Source organism: Novosphingobium sp. PhB55 (genome assembly GCF_004368805.1).
Classification (GTDB): domain Bacteria; phylum Pseudomonadota; class Alphaproteobacteria; order Sphingomonadales; family Sphingomonadaceae; genus Novosphingobium.
The window spans coordinates 114,440-130,790 of record NZ_SODQ01000010.1 but is presented as its reverse complement, the minus strand read 5'-3'; the positions used below and the strand labels follow the sequence as shown (position 1 = coordinate 130,790).

Sequence of the window (16,351 nt, the reverse complement as noted above, 5' to 3'; positions counted from 1 at the left end):
AAGCGACGAAATGGGCTGCGGCCCGGGCCTTCCGGCCAGCACCGCCGATGGCCCACACCGGCGAAGCAGGCCAGTGGCGGCAAGCCGGTAACGAAAGTAAGCGAATGTCGAATTCCCCGCGCTCCCAACGGTCATGGCTTCCCGGTTTCGGGACTCAGGTCATGCTGGGCATGGTCGTCGGCCTCGGCGCGGGGCTGGTGGTCCGGCAACTGGGTGCCGACAGTGCGCTGGCCAGCGGTGCGAGCGAGACATTCCATACGATCGCCCAGATCTTCGTCCAGCTGCTGCGCACTCTGGTGCCGCCGCTGGTCTTCACCGCCATCATCGCCTCGGTCGCGGCGCTGCGCGGGCTCGACAATGCAGTGAAGCTGGTGGGCCAGACCCTGCTGTGGTTCGCGATCACCGCGTTGATCGCCGTGCTCATCGGCATAGCCCTGGGCCTGACGATCCAGCCCGGCCTTCACGCCAGCGTCGATGCCGGCGCCGCGCAAGTCCCCAAGGCGGTGGGCGGCTGGCTGGACTTCCTGAAAGGACTGGTCCCCGCTAATTACCTGGGCATCACCGCATCGACCACCATCGAGGCGGGCGGCCCGGAAACCGCTGTTTCGTTCAACGTCCTGCAGATCATCATCGCGGCCGTGGCCGTGGGCGCCGCTGCCGTGCGCATCGGTGACAAGGCGGAACCGTTCCTGACCTTCATGACGTCCGCCAACCTCGTGCTGCGCCAGATGCTGCGCTGGCTGATCGCGCTGACCCCACTGGGCTCCGCCGCGCTGATCGCCAATGCCGTGGTGAGCTATGGGTGGGATGCTCTTTCCGCGCTCGGCGCCTTTGCCGGCGCGGTCTACATCGGCCTCGCGATCGTCCTGCTGGCGGTCTACCCGATCCTGCTGCTGATCCACGGCATCAACCCGATCCGGTTCTTCTCGGTGGCCTGGCCGGCCATCCAGATCGGCTTCCTCTCGCGCTCCTCGGTGGGCACCATGCCGGTGACCGAGGAAGTGACGGAGCGCCTCGGCGTGCCGCGCTCCTATGCCGCCTTCGCCGTGCCGCTGGGCTCGACCACCAAGATGGACGGCTGCGCGGCGATCTATCCCGCGATCTCGGCGATCTTCGTGGCCCAGTTCTACGGCGTGCCGCTGCAGCTTTCCGACTATGCGCTGATCGTCTTCGTCTCGGTGATCGGATCGGCCGCCACGGCCGGCCTGACCGGCGCCGTCGTCATGCTGACGCTCACGCTCTCCACCTTGCGCCTGCCGCTGGAGGGCGTGGGGCTGCTGCTGGCCATCGACCCGATCCTGGACATGGGCCGCACGGCGGTCAACGTGGCGGGGCAGGCCCTGGTACCCACGATCGTCTCGGAGCGTCTCGGGATGCGCGGTCCGATGCAGTTCCAGCCCGCCGAAGAGGGTGCCCCGGCCGCGTCCTGACGGGAACCGCGGCTGCTTCCGTGGATTGTTTCCCGAACAATTGGAAAGGAAAAACCATGCGTTCGGGACTTCTCTGGCTGATCGGCGTTCCGATCCCCATCATCCTGCTGCTGGCCTATTGCTCGGGCCACTTCTGATCCGCACGGGAAGCGATACGGCCGGCACCGGCTGAAAGGTGCCACGCGCTCCGGGACGGCGCGAGGCAGTCCCGGAGCTTCATCGTCAATGCGGCGTCGCGCCGGTCTCGAAGCCGGTCTTGTCATGCAGGGCGAAGCGGTCGACGATATCGGCGCTGGCCCGGTTGTAGCCGTCGATCTCCACGCTGCGCCCTTCCCGGCGAAGGCGGGCGACCACCTTGTCCAGCGCGCCGACGCCGGAGATGTCCCAGAAATGCGCGGCCGAAACGTCGATAAGGACGTGCGAGGCCTCGCTCTCGGACTGGAACGCGCGGGTGAAGCGCTGGACCGAGGCGAAGAAGATCTGCCCGGTGACGCGGTACGTGGCATGCGTGCCGTCGGCGGAAAGCACCCGTTCCACCGCAAACATGCGCTGCACTTTGCCCGCAAAGAACACGCCCGAAAGCAGGACCCCCGCCAGCACGCCCAGTGACAGGTCGCGCGTGGCGACGACGACCACGACCGTCACCAGCATGACCGCCGAGGAGGTCGGCGGATGTCGGCGCAAGTTGGCGATCGAGGCCCAGCTGAACGTGCCGATCGAGACCATCACCATCACCGCGACCAGCGCCGGCATGGGAATGCGGCCCACCCAGGGGCCGAGCACCGCCAGCAGGAACAGCAGGAAGGCGCCTGCCACGAACGTCGAAAGCCGTCCGCGTCCGCCCGAGCTGACATTGATAACCGACTGGCCGATCATGGCGCAGCCGCCCATGCCGCCGAACAGGGCGGCAACGATATTGGCGCTTCCCTGGCCTGCGCATTCGCGGCGCTTGTCGCTGTCGGTATCGGTCATGTCGTCGACGATCTGCGAGGTCAGCAGCGATTCCAGCAGGCCGACGGCGGCCATCGTCAGCGAATAGGGCAGGATGATGCGCAAGGTGTCCAGCGTCAGCGGAACCTGCGGCAGCGCGAAGCTCGGCAGGCCCTCGGGCAGGCGGCCCATGTCGCCCACCGTGTGCACGGGCAGGCCCATGGCGATGCCGATGGCCGAAAGCACCAGGATCGCCACCAGCGGCGACGGCACGGCCCGGGTCAGGCGCGGGAACAGGTAGATGATCGCCAACCCGCCCAGGACCATGGCGTAAGTCTCCCAGCCCACATGGGTCAGCTGGGGCAGCTGCGCCATGAAGATCAGGATCGCCAGCGCGTTGACGAAGCCGGTGATTACCGAGCGCGAGACGAACTGCATCACCAGGTCCAGCCGCAACAGGCCCGCGACGATCTGGAACAGGCCCATGAGGATCGTTGCCGCGAAGAGATATTCGAGGCCGTGATCGCGCACCAGCGGGCCGATGAGCACGGCCACCGCGGCCGTCGCGGCCGAGATCATTGCCGGGCGGCCGCCGGTGATGGAGATCACGATGGCGATCGCCACCGAGGCGTAGAGGCCCACGCGGGGGTCGACCCCGGCGATGATGGAGAAGCCGATGGCCTCGGGAATGAGCGCGAGGGCGACAACGATCCCCGCAAGCACGTCGCGGCGCGCCGTCGGGGCGTCGCTGAACCACTGCCGCCGATAGCGGGTGAGAGCATTGGACATGGAAAAAGTCCGCAATTGCGCATGACGCCGGCAGTGCCGGTGCTGAATGAAGGAAGTCATGCGAGATTGTCCGGCGGATCGGCGGCCGGAATAGCCACCCGGATTCTCACCGGGCTCCTTGCGAATGGCGGCCCCTTACACGACCTTGCCAGCCGGTTTCAACCCTTGCACCTGCCAGTTCCTGCGCACGGCCAGCGCCCCGCCCGCCAGTCCTGATAGCGAAACTGTCTGTCACCGGGGCGGCGATCGGTGGTAGACGGGGGCATGGCGCCGCCACCCACCCTTTCCCTGGACTTGCGCAGCTACGGCCCGGACAGCACGACCGATCGCCACGGCTTCGCACAGATCGTGCTGCCGCTGGAAGGCGCGCTGTCGATGGAGATCGGCACGCGCGGCGCGGCGATCCTGCGCGGGGACATGGCCTTCGTCGAAAGCGACACGCTCCACGACCAGGTGAGCGCGGTGCCGAACCGTTCGTTCATTCTCGACCTCGACCCCGAGGCGCTGGCCCCGCGCCTGCGCGAGGAACTGATCCGCCGCCCCTACACCGCGCTCTCGCCCGCCGCGGGCAAGCTGGTGGACTTCATGGCGCTGATGGCCGCGCAGCAGGATGCCTCGGCGGAAACGACACAGGCCATGGTCGATCGCTGGGCACCGCTGTTCCTCGATACGCTGGCAGGCGGCATGCCGCGCTCTCGCCTGCGGCTGGCCGCCCTGCTCGCGGCCCTGGAGGCCGAGCCGGGCCGGGACTGGACGGCCGCCGCGATGGGCCGCCATGCCGGTGTCGGCGTCAGCCGCCTTCACGAGCTGTTCCGCCAGGAACTGGACACCACGCCGCGCGCCTGGCTTTCCGATCTGCGCCTGAAGCGGGTGCGCGAGGCGCTGGCCGCGGGGCATCGCTCCATCGCCGAACTGGCCTATCGCTTCGGCTATTCCGACCAGAGCGCCTTGACGCGCGCCCTGCGCAAGGCCACGGGGCTGCCGCCGGCGGCCTATCGCCGCCAGATGCAGGATGCGATCGCGGAAAGCCCGCCAGAGACGCAGGGCGAGACCGGGCCGGAGCCTCGGTCAAAACCGGCGTAGACGGGGACAAGACCCCCGCGGGCAACCGTTGCAACCTGCCGCCTTTCTGGACGGAGTCAGCAGTGTCGGACGCGCGGAACACGATTGTCGGAGTGGGGTTCGGCGCAGCGGCCGGCGCGGTCTGGGGGCTGGTCTTCCTCGCGCCGGAACTGGCGGGAGACTTCGGCCCGCTCTACCTCGCCGCCGGGCGCTATCTTGCCTATGGCCTGATCGCGGCGGCGCTGCTGGTGCCCAGGTGGCCGATGCTGGTGCGTCATCTCGGCCGTACCGAGTGGATCGCGCTGGCGTGGCTGAGCCTGCTGGGCAATACGCTCTACTACATCCTGCTGTCGAGCGCGGTACAGATGGCGGGGATCGCGGTGACGTCGCTCATCATCGGCTTCATCCCGGTCGTCGTCACCATCGTCGGCAGCCGCGATGCCAGCGCGCCTTCGCTGGCGCGGCTGGCGCCCTCGCTGCTGCTCGGCATCGGCGCGATCGGCTGCATCGGCTGGCAGACCCTGGCGAGCAGCCATGCCCAGGCCGGTATCATGCCGCTGATCGGGCTGCTTTGCGCGGTGGGCGCGCTGGCGTCCTGGGCGACGTTCGCCATCATCAACAGCCGCTGGCTGGTGCGGCTGGAGCACGTCTCCGCCCACGACTGGAGCCTGCTGCTGGGCATCGTCACCGGACTGCAGGCAGTGGTGCTGGTGCCGCTCGCGCTCCTGCTCGAACCGGCCGCGCACGATGCGGCGGCATGGTACCGGTTCCTGGCGGTGTCCGGCGCGGTCGCGCTGTTCGCCTCGGTCGTGGGCAATGCCTTGTGGAACACCATGAGCCGCTTGCTGCCGCTCACCATGGTCGGCCAGATGATCCTGTTCGAGACCGCTTTTGCCTTGCTCTACGCCTTCCTCTGGGAAGCCCGGCTGCCGACCGTTCCCGAAATGCTGGCCATCGCCTGCATGGGCGCAAGCGTCGTCTCCTGCCTGACCGCGCACGGCCCGAGACGCGCCGCCGCGGTCGCTTAGGGTCGGGACCTAGGTCGCAGCGCTCACCGGCCCTGCCAGCGTATCGTCCGCGCCCACCGCGCTGTAGACGGTGATCCGGTTGGTGAGGTCCGCCAGGATCGTCGCGATCCGGGTCTGGCGATAGGCGTAGAGCGACCGCTGGGCGACCAGCGCATCGAGATAGGTATCCGTCCCCGCCCGGTACTGCGCGTCTGCCAGGCGGTAGCTCCTCTCCGCCGCCGTCACCAGCCGGTCCTGCGCCGCGCGCTGCTGGGTGATGGTGCCGCGCCGGGCGAGCGCGTCGGCGACATCCTTGAAGGCGGACTGCACCGCCGCGCGGTAAGTCGCGAGGTAATATTCGCGCTGCGCCTTGGTATATTCGAGGTTGCCCTTGTTGGTGCCGCCCAGGATCGGCAGGCTCGCGCTCGCCGTGCCGCTGGCGCCGAGCGCGCCGCCGGTGAAGAGATCCCCCAGCGCCGTGCTGGCCAGGCCGAGCGCGGAAGTCAGCGAGATCGTCGGGAAGAACGCCGCGCGGGCCGCCCCGATCTGCGCATAGGCCCCCTTCAGCTGATGCTCGGCTTCCACCACGTCCGGGCGCCGCAGCAGGACTTCGGAAGAGAGGCCGGCAGGAACCTGGCCGATGCGCGCATCCAGTTCGGCCAGCGAGGCGGGCAGCAGGGCATCCTCCACCGAGCCGCCGACCAGCAGCTCCAGCGCATTGCGGTCCTGTGCCACCAGCGTCGTCTGCGAAGCGACGTCGGAGTTGGCCTGCTCCAGCACCGTCTGCGCCGAGGCCAGGTCTCCGGCCGCCGCAAGCCCCGATTTCAGCAGGCTCTGCGTCAGGTCCACCGAGCGCTGGCCGCTGGCGCGCGTCTCCTGAGCCAGGGTCAGCAGATCGCGGTCGGAGGCGAGCGTGACATAGGCCGTCGCCACATTGGCCACGAGCGTCAGCCGGGCGGCGCGATAGCCGGACTCGGTCGAGAGATAGGTCTCCAGCGCTTCGCGGCTCTGGTTCTTGAGGCGCCCGAACAAGTCGAGTTCGAAGGCGCTGAAGCCGGCATTGGCACTGTAGGTCTGGGTATCGCCCTGCGAGGACCGGAGTCCGCGCGTACCGGTCGCGCTGGCCGTGCCGGCCAGGGTCGGCAACTGGTACGACCGCTCGACATGGTACTGCGCCCGCGCCGAAGCGACATTGGCCAGGCTGGCCTGAAGGTTCTGGTTGTTCGCAAGCGCCCGCTCGATCACCGATTGCAGGCGCGGATCGGCAAGGAGCGTGCGCCAGGGCATGCCTGCCTCGCCCGCTTCGGCAGGGGCATAGGCCGCGCCTTGCGGCCACTGCGCAGGCGCGGCCGCTTCGGGCTGGACGTACTTGGGCGCCATGTTGCAGCCGGCAAGGGCCGTGGCGGCGACAAGGAGCGGTATCAGGGTGCGACGCATCGACTGGTTCCTCGATGAAGGTGCCCGGAGCCCCGACCTGATGGGGCTCCGGGCTTCACCGGCGCGGGAGGGTGCGACTGTTCCGCGCCGATGAATGGGGAGAGAGGGGAGGCTCAGGCCTCTCCTTCGGATGGGGTGCCCGGGACTTCGGCATGCGATGCAGGCCGCAGGTCCCGGGCAGCGTCGTCCTTGCCGCCTCGGTGGAAGAGCTTGGCAACGACGACGAAGAACATCGGCACGTAGAAGATCGCCAGCGCCGTCGCGGTCAGCATGCCGCCCAGCACGGCAGTGCCGATGGCGATGCGGCCTTGCGCGCCTGCCCCGCTGGCGATGGCGAGCGGGACGACGCCGGCCATGAAGGCGATGGAGGTCATCATGATCGGCCTCAGGCGCACGCGGGCCGCGTCCAGCGCGGCGTGGAGCATGTCCTTGCCGTCGCGCCAGGACATTTCCGCGAACTCGACGATCAGGATCGCGTTCTTGGCGGCAAGGCCGATGGTGGTGAGCAGGCCGACCTGGAAGTAGATGTCGTTCTCCAGCCCGCGCGCGGCCACCGCGATCACCGCGCCGATCACGCCCAGCGGGATCACGAGCAACACCGCCAGCGGCACCGACCAGCTTTCGTAAAGCGCGGCAAGGCACAGGAACACCACCGCGATCGACAGCGCATAGAGGTAGACCGCCTGCCCGCTCGACTGGTTCTGCTGGTAGGACAGGTCGCTCCAGGCATAGCTCGTGCCCGGCGCGATCTTCTGCTGCAGCGCGACCATCTCCTTCATCGCATCGCCCGAGCTGTAGCCCGACCCGGCATCGCCCTGGATCGTGTAGGACGAGCGGCCGTTGAAGCGAGAGAGGCTGTTCGGCCCGGTTTCCCAGCCCATCGTCGTGAAGGCGGAGAACGGCACCATCTTGCTAGTGCCGTCGCCATTGGTGCCCGAAGTCGAGCGGACGAACCACTTGTCGAGGTCGCTCGGCAGCATGCGCGCGGTAGCCTCGCCCTGGACGTAGACTTTCTTCACGCGGCCACGGTCGATGAAGTCGTTGACGTATGTGCCGCCCCAGGCCGTGCTCAGGGTGTCGGTGGCATTGTCCACCGAGAGGCCGAGGACGGAGAGCTTGGCGTCATCGTAGTGGACGTCGAACTGCGGCGTATCCGGCAGGGTGGAAGCGCGGACTTGCGAGAGCTTGGGATCCTGGTTGGCCGCCGCGATCAGCTTGTCGCGCAGGGCGACGAACTTGGTACGGTCCATGTTGGTGGAATTGAGCAACTGGAACGAGAACCCGTTCGACTGGCCCAGCCCCTGGATCGAAGGCGGGGTCATCACGAAGACCTGCGCATCGCGGATCTTGCCCAGCTTGGCCATGATCCGCCCGCTGATCGCCGCGGCGCTCTTGCTGGAATCCTTGCGCTCGTCGAACGGCGCCAGGCTGGCGAAGCCCATGCCCGCGTTCTGGCCCGCTCCGTTGAAGCTGAAACCGCCGATGGTGAAGCGCAGCGGCACGTTGTCGCCTTCGGAGGCGAAGGCCGCCTCGATCTGTTCGCGCACCTTGTCGGTCCGCTCGGAGGTCGCGCCGGCGGGAAGCTGGTAGACGACCATGACCTGGCCCTGATCCTCGGTCGGCAGGAAGCCGGTGGGCAGGCGCGTGAAGACCACCACGAGCGCGACGATCACCAGTCCGTAGACCACCAGCCACACGCGGCGGCTGGCGATCAGCTTCTCGGTCGTGTCGACATAGCGGCCGGTCATGCGGTCGAACCAGCGATTGAAGCCGCCGAACCAGCCGTCGATCCGCTTCTGGACCCGCTGGACAGTGCCGCGCAGGCCCGTGGCGGGGACCTGCGCGTGATCCTCATGTTCGCGCGGCTTCAGCAAAGTGGAGCAGAGCGCGGGCGAGAGGATCAGCGCGGTCAGCACCGAAAGCGCCATGGCCGAGACGATGGTGACCGAGAACTGGCGATAGATCACGCCCGTCGAGCCGCCGAAGAACGCCATCGGCAACAGCACCGCCGAAAGCACCAGCGCGATGCCGACCAGCGCGGAGCCGATCTCCTCCATCGAGCGGACGGTGGCGCGATAGGGGCTGAGGCCGTCCTCGTGCATCAGGCGCTCGACATTCTCGACCACGACGATGGCGTCGTCGACGAGGAGGCCGATGGCCAGCACCATGGCGAACAGGGTCAGCGTGTTGATCGAATAGCCCAGCAACGCCAGGATACCGAAGGTGCCCATGAGCACGACCGGCACGGCAATGGCCGGCACCAGCGTGGCGCGCCAGCTCTGGAGGAAGGCGTACATCACCAGGACGACGAGCACGATGGCGATCACCAGGGTCTCGATCACTTCCTTGATCGAAAGCTTCACGAAGTCGCTGGTGTCGCGGGCGTAGGCGATCTTGTAGCCGCTGGGCAGGCCCTGCGCGAGTTCGTCGACACGCGCCTTCACCGCGGCCACGGTCTTGAGCGCGTCCGCGCCGGAGGCCAGCTCGATGCCGATGCCCGAAGCCGGATGGCCGTTGAGGCGGGCCGAAGTCGAATAGCTCTCCTGTCCCAGCTCCACCCGCGCCACGTCGGAAAGGCGCACGACGGAGCCGTCCGTCAGCGTCTTCACCACGATGTCGCGGAACTGCTCGGGCGTCTGCAGGCGCGACTTCGCCTTGACGACGGCGTTCAGCATCTGCCCCTTGGCCAGCGGCTCGGCGCCGAGCTGGCCTGCGGAAAGGTCCACGTTCTGCGACGAGATCGCGCTGGTGACGTCCGAGGGGATCAATTGCCGCGCCGCCAGCCTGGCCGGGTCGAGCCAGATGCGCATGGCATATTGCGCGCCGAACACGCGCACCCCGCCCACGCCGTTGACGCGGGCGAGATCGTCCTGGAAATTCGAGACGAGATAGTCGGCCACGTCGCTGTCTGTGGTCTTGTCGCTCTCGTCGTAGAGGCCGACCACCAGCAGCATGTCCGACCCCGACTTGGTGACGGTGAGGCCCTGCTGCTGGACCTGGGTGGGCAGGCGCGAATTGGCCTGCTGCACCTTGTTCTGCACCTGCACTTGCGCCACGTCGGGGTCGGTGCCCTTGGCGAAAGTCGCGGTGACGGAAGCCGAACCCGAACTGTCCGAACTCGACGAGAAGTAGAGCAGGTTGTCGATGCCGGTCAGCTGCTGTTCGATCACCTGGGTGACCGAATTCTCCAGCGTCTGCGCCGAAGCGCCCGGATAAGTAGCGCTGACGGTGACGGAGGGCGGCGCGACATCGGGATATTGCGCGACGGGAAGGCTCATGATGCCGGCAACGCCGGCCATCATGACGATGATGGCGATGACCCAGGCGAAGATCGGCCGGTCGACGAAATAGCGGCTGAGGTTCATCGGATCAGTCGCCCAGCTTCACGATGACGGCCTTGACCCTGGCCCCGGCGCGGGCCTTGTCGGTGCCCTCCACGATCAGGCGGTCCCCCGCCTTCAGCCCGCTGACGATCAGCCACTTGTCGCCGATCGCCTGGCCCGTCACGACCTTGCGCTGCTCCACTTTGCCCGAGGCATCGACGACGAGCGCCGTGCCGTTGCCCTTTGCATCGCGCGAAATGCCCTGCTGCGGCGCGAGCACTCCGTTCTGCACCACGCCCTGCGGCGCGGCGACGTTCACGAACATTCCGGGCAGCAGCAGGCCGTCAGGGTTGGGGAAGCGGGCGCGCAGGGTCACCGTTCCGGCCTGGGGGTCGACATTGACCTCGCTGAACTCGATGGTCCCCTCGCCCGGGTATTTCGTGCCGTCCTCCAGCGTGAGCGAGACTTTCGCGCTGGCCGGCATCATGCTGCCCTTGGCGAGCGCGCTGCGCAGGCGCAGCAGGTCGGCCGAGGACTGGGTGATATCCACGAAGATCGGATCGAGCTGCTGGATCGTCGCCATCGCATCGGTCTGGCTGGCCGTGACGAGCGCGCCCCTGGTTACCGAGGAGCGACCGATGCGCCCGGTGATCGGGGCCAGCACGCGGGTGAATTCCAGGTTCACCGCGGCGCTGCGGCTCGTCGCCTGGTACTGGTGCACGGCGGCCTGCGCGGCGCGGGCGGCGGCGATCGTCTCGTCCCGGTCCTGTCCGCTCACCGCCTCGCTGTCCCCGAGCGTGCGATAGCGCTTCGCCTTGGCCTCGGCGCTGTAGAGCGTGGCCTGCGCGTTCTCCAGCTGCGCGCGCGAGGTATCCAGCGACGCGCGATAGAGCCGCGAATCGATCTGGTAGAGCGGCTGTCCGGCGTGGACCAGCGAGCCCTCCTCGAACAGGCGCGACTGGATCACCCCGTCCACTTGCGGGCGCACTTCCGCCACCGTCGTCGCAGCGGTGCGGCCCGACAGCGTGGTGGAGACCGTCACCGGCTCCGCCCGCAGCGTCACCACGCCCACTTCGACCTCCTGCTGCGGCATGGCCTGCTGCTGGCCGCACCCGCCAAGGCTCAGCGTCGCCAGCGAAAGCGCGGCCATGGATAGCATCGGGGCCATGGCGAAATGTTTGAACGAAGGGCGCAAGCGGGGGGCTCCTGTGCACGGTTGCAGCTTTGATCCTGCAATTGTGCGCCGCAGCACGGAACGGCAATCAACAGCGCGTATCGTCAAGTTGCCGGCGGTAGCCTATTGTTTCATCGTGTATCACCAGGGCAGACTTCACCGGGCAGCGCGTTTATGGCTTCATTCATGATCCCGCAGAGCGATGCGCCGGAAGGCCGCATCATCGTCCTTGAGGACGATCCCGACATTCGCGAACTGATCGCCGCGCAGCTTTCGCGCGAGCCGCAGCGCGTGGATTCGGTCGGCTCGGTGGCCGAACTGCGCACCTGCCTCCAGGGCGATCCGGTGGACCTGCTGATCCTGGACCTCAACCTGCCGGACGGCGACGGGCTGGACATCTGCCGGGACTTGCGCGCCGCCGGACATCAGGGCGCGATCATGATGGTCACCGCGCGCGAAGGCCCGATCGACCGCGTGCTCGGCCTGGAACTCGGCGCGGACGACTATCTCACCAAGCCTTTCGAACCGCGCGAGCTGCTGGCCCGCGTGCGCAATCTCCTGCGCCGCTCGCGCGTGTTCGACGGCGCGGCGGGACAGGGCGGCCAGCGCCCCCGCGTCGCCCGTTTCGCGCGCCTCGGGCCGTGGCGGCTGGACCTGCACCAGCGCCGCCTGGTCACTCACGACGACCGGCTGGTCATGCTCTCCTCCGCCGAATACCGCCTGCTCTCACGCTTCATCGAAGCGCCGAACCAGGTGCTCTCGCGCGAGGAACTGCTGCCCGAGCGCAGCGCCACCGTCGCCTTCGACCGCTCGATAGACATCCAGATCAGCCGCCTGCGCCACAAGCTGGCCAGCGAGCCGGGCGGCGACGAACTGATCCTGACGGTGCGCAGCGAAGGCTACGTCCTGCCTGGGCCCATCGCCTTCGAATGACGAGCGCCGAACCTGTCAAACCCGGCTTCCTGAAGCGCCTGCGCGACTATCCGCGCTCGCTGGCCGGGCGCCTGACGCTGGTGCTCTCGCTGGGCATGGCGGCCTCGGCGATCCTGGCGCTGCAGGCCTCCGACGGCCTGGGCCACTATACGTTCCGCAGGGACCAGGTCGATGCCGCGCTCGACAGCGCCGAAGACATCGCACACCGCTTCGAGCGGCAGCCTGTAAGGACCGCCAACCTGTTGTCACGCGGCGTGATCCTGGGGGCGCACGATGCCAATCCCGCATGGCGCATGACCGCGCCGGACCCGACATTCTCGCGGCGCCTGTCCGAGCGCCTCGGCCGTCCCGCCCAGGTCATGCCGCTGCTGAACGGCGAATGCTTCGCCCAGCTGACGCGCTATCCCCACGCGGCGGGCATGAACACCGACCCGCTGCCGGACTGCTGGTTCATCCGCGTCGATGCCGGGGACCGCAAGCTGGACTATGTCGTCGACCTCTGGCCCGATCGCAGCTGGAACCGGCACCGCGTCGGGCCGCCCTATATCGAACTCATCATCGTCGCCGGGGCGTTGCTGGGCCTGCTCGCGGCCAGCCTGGCGACCACGCCGCTGCGCCGCATGGAACGCGCCGCCCGCGCCTTCTCGCTGGTCGGCGAGTTCGAGCCGATCCCGGTCAAGGGCCCCAGCGAAGTGCGCGCCGCACTGGAGACCTTCAACCTCGCGCAGGAGCGCGTGCGCGAAGGCCTGCGCGAACGCACGCAGATCCTGGCCTCCGTCACGCACGATCTCCAGACCCCGCTCACCCGGCTGCGCCTGCGGCTGGAGCAAGTGGAGGACGAAGCCTTGCGCGACCGGCTCGTCGCCGACCTGCAAGTGACCCAGCAGATGGTGCGCGACGGGCTGGACCTTGCCCGCAGCAGCGAGATCCGCGAACCCTGGTCGGTGCTGGACATCGATTCCATCCTCTCCAGCACGGCGGAGGACGCGGCCGAGTTCGGGCACCGCGTGGTCTTCAGCCAGGGCTGCGATGTCGAAGCGCGGGTCAAGCCCCATGCCCTGGCGCGCGCGCTCGGCAACCTCGTGGACAATGCGCTCAAGTACGGCGGCGGTGCGGAATTGAGCTGCCACCGCGAGGGCGCGGACCTCGTGATCCGCGTGGCGGACCGGGGGCCGGGCCTGCCCGAGGACGAACTGGCACTGGCGTTCCAGCCCTTCCGCCGCCTGTCGTCCAGCAAGGGCAACGGCACCGGTATCGGCCTGGCGATCGCCCAGGCCCAGGTCGGTACTTTCGGCGCCGCGATCGGCCTGCGCAACCGCGACGGCGGCGGATTGATCGCCGAAATCCGCATTCCGGCTACATCGATTCGCGGTGAAGGCGAAGTCGTTCGCGATTGACGACGCCGATACAATTGGGCACGACTGTATCAAGGCGATGCAACAGAGTTGAAATCCGATTGAAATGTGGATTTACGCCGTTGCATAAAGTCCTCACCAAATAGAGTTTGGCATCTTCGTCAGTTCAACTCTGGGGCAACTGTCTCGACACTGTCACATAAAACCGATTAAGGCTTCGGCAGCAGCGACGCCCTGGCTGCCCGAAGACGACCGTTGGCGGACGATTGTGCTTCCCGAGGCCCGGAGACGCATGCTGAAGCCATGATGCCCCCTTCAGGGGGAACCAATGAGGTCGTAAATCCAATGCAGAAACGTTCCGTTCTCGCCGCCTCCGCGGCGAGCTTCGCGGTTGCTTGCGTGCTCGGTTCCGCCCCGGCCCGCGCCCAGTCCACCGGTTCGCTCGATTTCGAGAAGTCGGAAATCGTCGTCACCGGCCGCACCCAGAACGACATTGCCGGAATCGAGATTCCGAACACGCCCAAGGCCAAGCAGGTCCTGACCAAGGACGTGATCGGCCGCGAGACGCCGGGCCAGTCGATCGACGAGATCATCAACCTGATCCCCGGCGTGAACTTCCAGAGCTACGACGGCTACGGCTCCTCGGGCGGCAGCCTGATGATCCGCGGCTTCGATGACAGCCGCATCTCGCAGACCTTCGACGGTATTCCGCTGAACGATACCGGCAACTATGCGCTCTATACCAATCAACAGCTCGATCCCGAACTGATCGAGCAGGTCAACGTCAACCTTGGCACGACCGATGTCGATTCGCCGACTGCCTCGGCCTCCGGTTCCACCGTCAATTACCGCTCCATCGACCCCAGCCACGAATTCGGCGCCCGCATGGTCGGCACCGTCGGCGATTACGGCAAGATGCGCGTGTTCGGCATGGTCAACACCGGCGATCTCAATTCGTCCGGCACCCGCGCCTGGTTCTCGGCCTCCAAGGACACGTACGACGCGCTCTACGGCGGCATCGGCCAGATCGACAAGACGCAGTTCAACGCCAAGCTCTACCAGCCGCTGGGCAGCAACGGCGATTTCATCGCGATCTCGGGCCACTACAACGTCAATCACAACACCATGGCCTCTGACTGGGCCCTGACCAACACCAGCGGCATCCCCACCAATGCCGACGAGCGTGACGCCTATACCGTCGCGCGCTGCACCATCCCGGCCGGCACCGAAGGCGTGGCCGATGCCGCCAGCTCCTGCGGATCGGCCTGGGAATATCGCTACAACCCGTCGAAGACCGCGAACATCCGCATCAATTCGCGCTTCACCCTCAGCGACAAGCTGACCCTGACGGTCGATCCCTACCTCCAGTATACTTCCGCCAACGGCGGCGGCACCGTGGCAGCCAAGGAAGGCAGCTACAGCAGCACGATCGCCAGCGGCTATATCGGCGGCACCCCCTACTTTGGGGGCGTAGACCTCAACGGCGACGGCGATACGCTGGACACGGTACGCCTTTCGGCGCCCAGCCAGACCGAAACCTACCGCATCGGCGTGATCGCCTCGCTGCGCTACGACCTTTCGGACAACCAGCGTGTCCGCGTGGCCTATACTTACGATCGCGGCCGCCATCACCAGACCGGCGAGCTGGGCTACCTGGACTCGAACGGCTTCGCATCGAACTACTTCAACACCGACGATGCGCTGACCGACGTGAACGGCAACGTCCTGCAGAAGCGCGACCGCCTGTCCTACGCGATCCTGCATCAGGTCTCGGGCGAATACTCGGGCGATTTCGTCAACAACTCGCTCCACGTCGTCGGCGGCCTGCGCGTGCCGTTCTTCCGCCGCAACCTGACGCAGAACTGCGTGACCTACAGCAACAGCGGCTCGGTCAACTGCCTTGCCGATGCGGACAGCCTGGCCGCCTACGAGGCCAGCCTGACCACGACCTATGCAGCGCCGCAGAACAAGGTGTTCGACTATAGCCGCGTGCTGCCGAACGTGGGCTTCACGTACGACTTCACCCCGGCCCTGTCGATGAACGCCAACTATTCGAAGGGCCTGCAGGTCCCGGGCACGGACAACCTCTACACCAACGCCTTCTACTATTCGGACGGCTCGGCCGATCCCAAGCCGGAAACGACCGACAACTTCGACCTCGGCCTGCGCTACCGTTCGGGCATGTTCCAGGCATCGGTCGCGGGCTGGTACACGATCTTCTCCAACCGCCTGTCCTCGGCCTACAACCCGGACACCCAGACTTCCACGTACACCAACCTCGGCACCGTGGATCGCTACGGCATCGACGGCAGCGTCTCGTTCCGTCCCGACAAGCATGTCTCGGCCTATCTGTTCGGCTCTTACCTCTGGTCGAGCATCCGCGACGACGTGCAGACCGGCGCTTCCAGCTACGCGGAAACCGCCGGCAAGATGGAAGGCGGCGTGCCGCACTACAGCTTTGGCGGCCGCGTGGAAGGCAATGCCGGCCCCGCATCGCTGGGCGTGGAAGTCAAGAAGACCGGATCGCGCTACTACAACAGCCTCAACGCCGCCGTGGTCGACAGTTCGGGCAACCAGCTCTGGGCTGCCAAGGTCCCGGCCTATACCGTCGTCAACCTCGACGCACGGCTCAACCTCGGCTTCCTGGGCCTGAACGACAAGACCTTCGTGCAAGTCAACGTCACCAACTTGTTCGACAAGTTCTACTACGGTGCCTTCGACGACGCGGGCATCACCAATACCGCGACGACTTATGCCTATATCGGTGCTCCGCGCACTTTCTCGGCATCCGTCAACTTCCAGTTCTGATCCCTTTTGAACTGACGAAAACCTGGTCGGCGGCGATGCACAATCGCCGCCGACTCAGTCGTGCGCATTTTCAACTCATCGCTGCAGAGGCACGGTTCGGCCA

Annotated in this window: 10 protein-coding genes and 1 other annotated feature; of the genes, 6 read left to right on the top strand and 4 right to left on the bottom strand. The window is 67.0% G+C overall.

Translation table 11 applies throughout. The features are described from left to right. The first annotated feature begins 104 nt into the window (after window positions 1-104). Window positions 105-1,430, top strand: a complete 1,326-nt coding sequence (locus EDF57_RS22725) for a dicarboxylate/amino acid:cation symporter (RefSeq protein WP_134095969.1) — start codon at window positions 105-107, stop codon at window positions 1,428-1,430. 222 nt (window positions 1,431-1,652) lie between these two features. Here EDF57_RS22725 and EDF57_RS22720 read toward each other — a convergent pair whose 3' ends face one another. Beyond that, window positions 1,653-3,149: a SulP family inorganic anion transporter gene (locus EDF57_RS22720; protein ID WP_134095968.1), complete on the bottom strand. Its 1,497-nt coding sequence runs from the start codon at window positions 3,147-3,149 to the stop codon at window positions 1,653-1,655. 64 nt (window positions 3,150-3,213) lie between these two features. Further along, window positions 3,214-3,270 (bottom strand) — a sequence feature (sul1 is cis-regulatory element that is thought to sense ions involved in sulfur or methionine metabolism; They are found in Alphaproteobacteria). Between the two features lie 143 nt (window positions 3,271-3,413). Between EDF57_RS22720 and EDF57_RS22715 the strand changes: the two genes are divergently transcribed. Together EDF57_RS22715 and EDF57_RS22710 are read left to right on the top strand one after the other, a co-directional pair. Next, window positions 3,414-4,232, top strand: a complete 819-nt coding sequence (locus tag EDF57_RS22715) for an AraC family transcriptional regulator (RefSeq protein WP_134095967.1) — start codon at window positions 3,414-3,416, stop codon at window positions 4,230-4,232. 62 nt (window positions 4,233-4,294) lie between these two features. Continuing rightward, entirely contained in the window at window positions 4,295-5,239 is a 945-nt protein-coding gene (locus tag EDF57_RS22710) for a DMT family transporter (RefSeq protein ID WP_132268835.1), read from the top strand. A gap of 9 nt (window positions 5,240-5,248) precedes the next feature. On the opposite strand, the gene EDF57_RS22705 is transcribed toward EDF57_RS22710, so the two are convergent. The 3 genes from EDF57_RS22705 to EDF57_RS22695 form a co-directional block, all read right to left on the bottom strand. After that, window positions 5,249-6,655, bottom strand: a complete 1,407-nt coding sequence (locus EDF57_RS22705; RefSeq protein ID WP_134095966.1) for an efflux transporter outer membrane subunit — start codon at window positions 6,653-6,655, stop codon at window positions 5,249-5,251. A 113-nt stretch (window positions 6,656-6,768) separates the two neighbouring features. Next, window positions 6,769-10,020, bottom strand: a complete 3,252-nt coding sequence (locus EDF57_RS22700; RefSeq protein ID WP_134095965.1) for an efflux RND transporter permease subunit — start codon at window positions 10,018-10,020, stop codon at window positions 6,769-6,771. Window positions 10,021-10,024: 4 nt separating this feature from the next. Beyond that, on the bottom strand, window positions 10,025-11,146 hold the full coding sequence (locus EDF57_RS22695) for an efflux RND transporter periplasmic adaptor subunit (protein ID WP_134095964.1): 1,122 nt from the start codon (window positions 11,144-11,146) through the stop codon (window positions 10,025-10,027). 192 nt (window positions 11,147-11,338) lie between these two features. On the opposite strand from EDF57_RS22695, the gene EDF57_RS22690 reads away from it, so the two are divergent. From EDF57_RS22690 to EDF57_RS22680, 3 genes are all read left to right on the top strand, one after another. Beyond that, entirely contained in the window at window positions 11,339-12,085 is a 747-nt protein-coding gene (locus tag EDF57_RS22690) for a response regulator transcription factor (protein ID WP_132268970.1), read from the top strand. After that, on the top strand, window positions 12,082-13,482 hold the full coding sequence (locus EDF57_RS22685; protein ID WP_134095963.1) for an ATP-binding protein: 1,401 nt from the start codon (window positions 12,082-12,084) through the stop codon (window positions 13,480-13,482). Before EDF57_RS22690 ends, EDF57_RS22685 begins: the two co-directional genes overlap by 4 nt. A gap of 303 nt (window positions 13,483-13,785) precedes the next feature. Continuing rightward, a complete protein-coding gene (locus EDF57_RS22680; protein ID WP_132268842.1) occupies window positions 13,786-16,248 on the top strand; it encodes a TonB-dependent receptor in 2,463 nt (820 codons plus the stop codon). Window positions 16,249-16,351: the final 103 nt, after the last annotated feature.

What these genes read in the sequence shown, in the direction of transcription:
- EDF57_RS22705 (WP_134095966.1), bottom strand. Translation starts at nt 6,655, where the DNA reads ATGCGTCGCACCCTGATACCGCTCCTTGTCGCCGCCACGGCCCTTGCC.
- EDF57_RS22725 (WP_134095969.1), top strand. Translation starts at nt 105, where the DNA reads ATGTCGAATTCCCCGCGCTCCCAACGGTCATGGCTTCCCGGTTTCGGG.
- EDF57_RS22700 (WP_134095965.1), bottom strand. Translation starts at nt 10,020, where the DNA reads ATGAACCTCAGCCGCTATTTCGTCGACCGGCCGATCTTCGCCTGGGTC.
- EDF57_RS22680 (WP_132268842.1), top strand. Translation starts at nt 13,786, where the DNA reads ATGCAGAAACGTTCCGTTCTCGCCGCCTCCGCGGCGAGCTTCGCGGTT.
- EDF57_RS22715 (WP_134095967.1), top strand. Translation starts at nt 3,414, where the DNA reads ATGGCGCCGCCACCCACCCTTTCCCTGGACTTGCGCAGCTACGGCCCG.
- EDF57_RS22690 (WP_132268970.1), top strand. Translation starts at nt 11,339, where the DNA reads ATGATCCCGCAGAGCGATGCGCCGGAAGGCCGCATCATCGTCCTTGAG.
- EDF57_RS22685 (WP_134095963.1), top strand. Translation starts at nt 12,082, where the DNA reads ATGACGAGCGCCGAACCTGTCAAACCCGGCTTCCTGAAGCGCCTGCGC.
- EDF57_RS22695 (WP_134095964.1), bottom strand. Translation starts at nt 11,146, where the DNA reads ATGGCCCCGATGCTATCCATGGCCGCGCTTTCGCTGGCGACGCTGAGC.
- EDF57_RS22720 (WP_134095968.1), bottom strand. Translation starts at nt 3,149, where the DNA reads ATGTCCAATGCTCTCACCCGCTATCGGCGGCAGTGGTTCAGCGACGCC.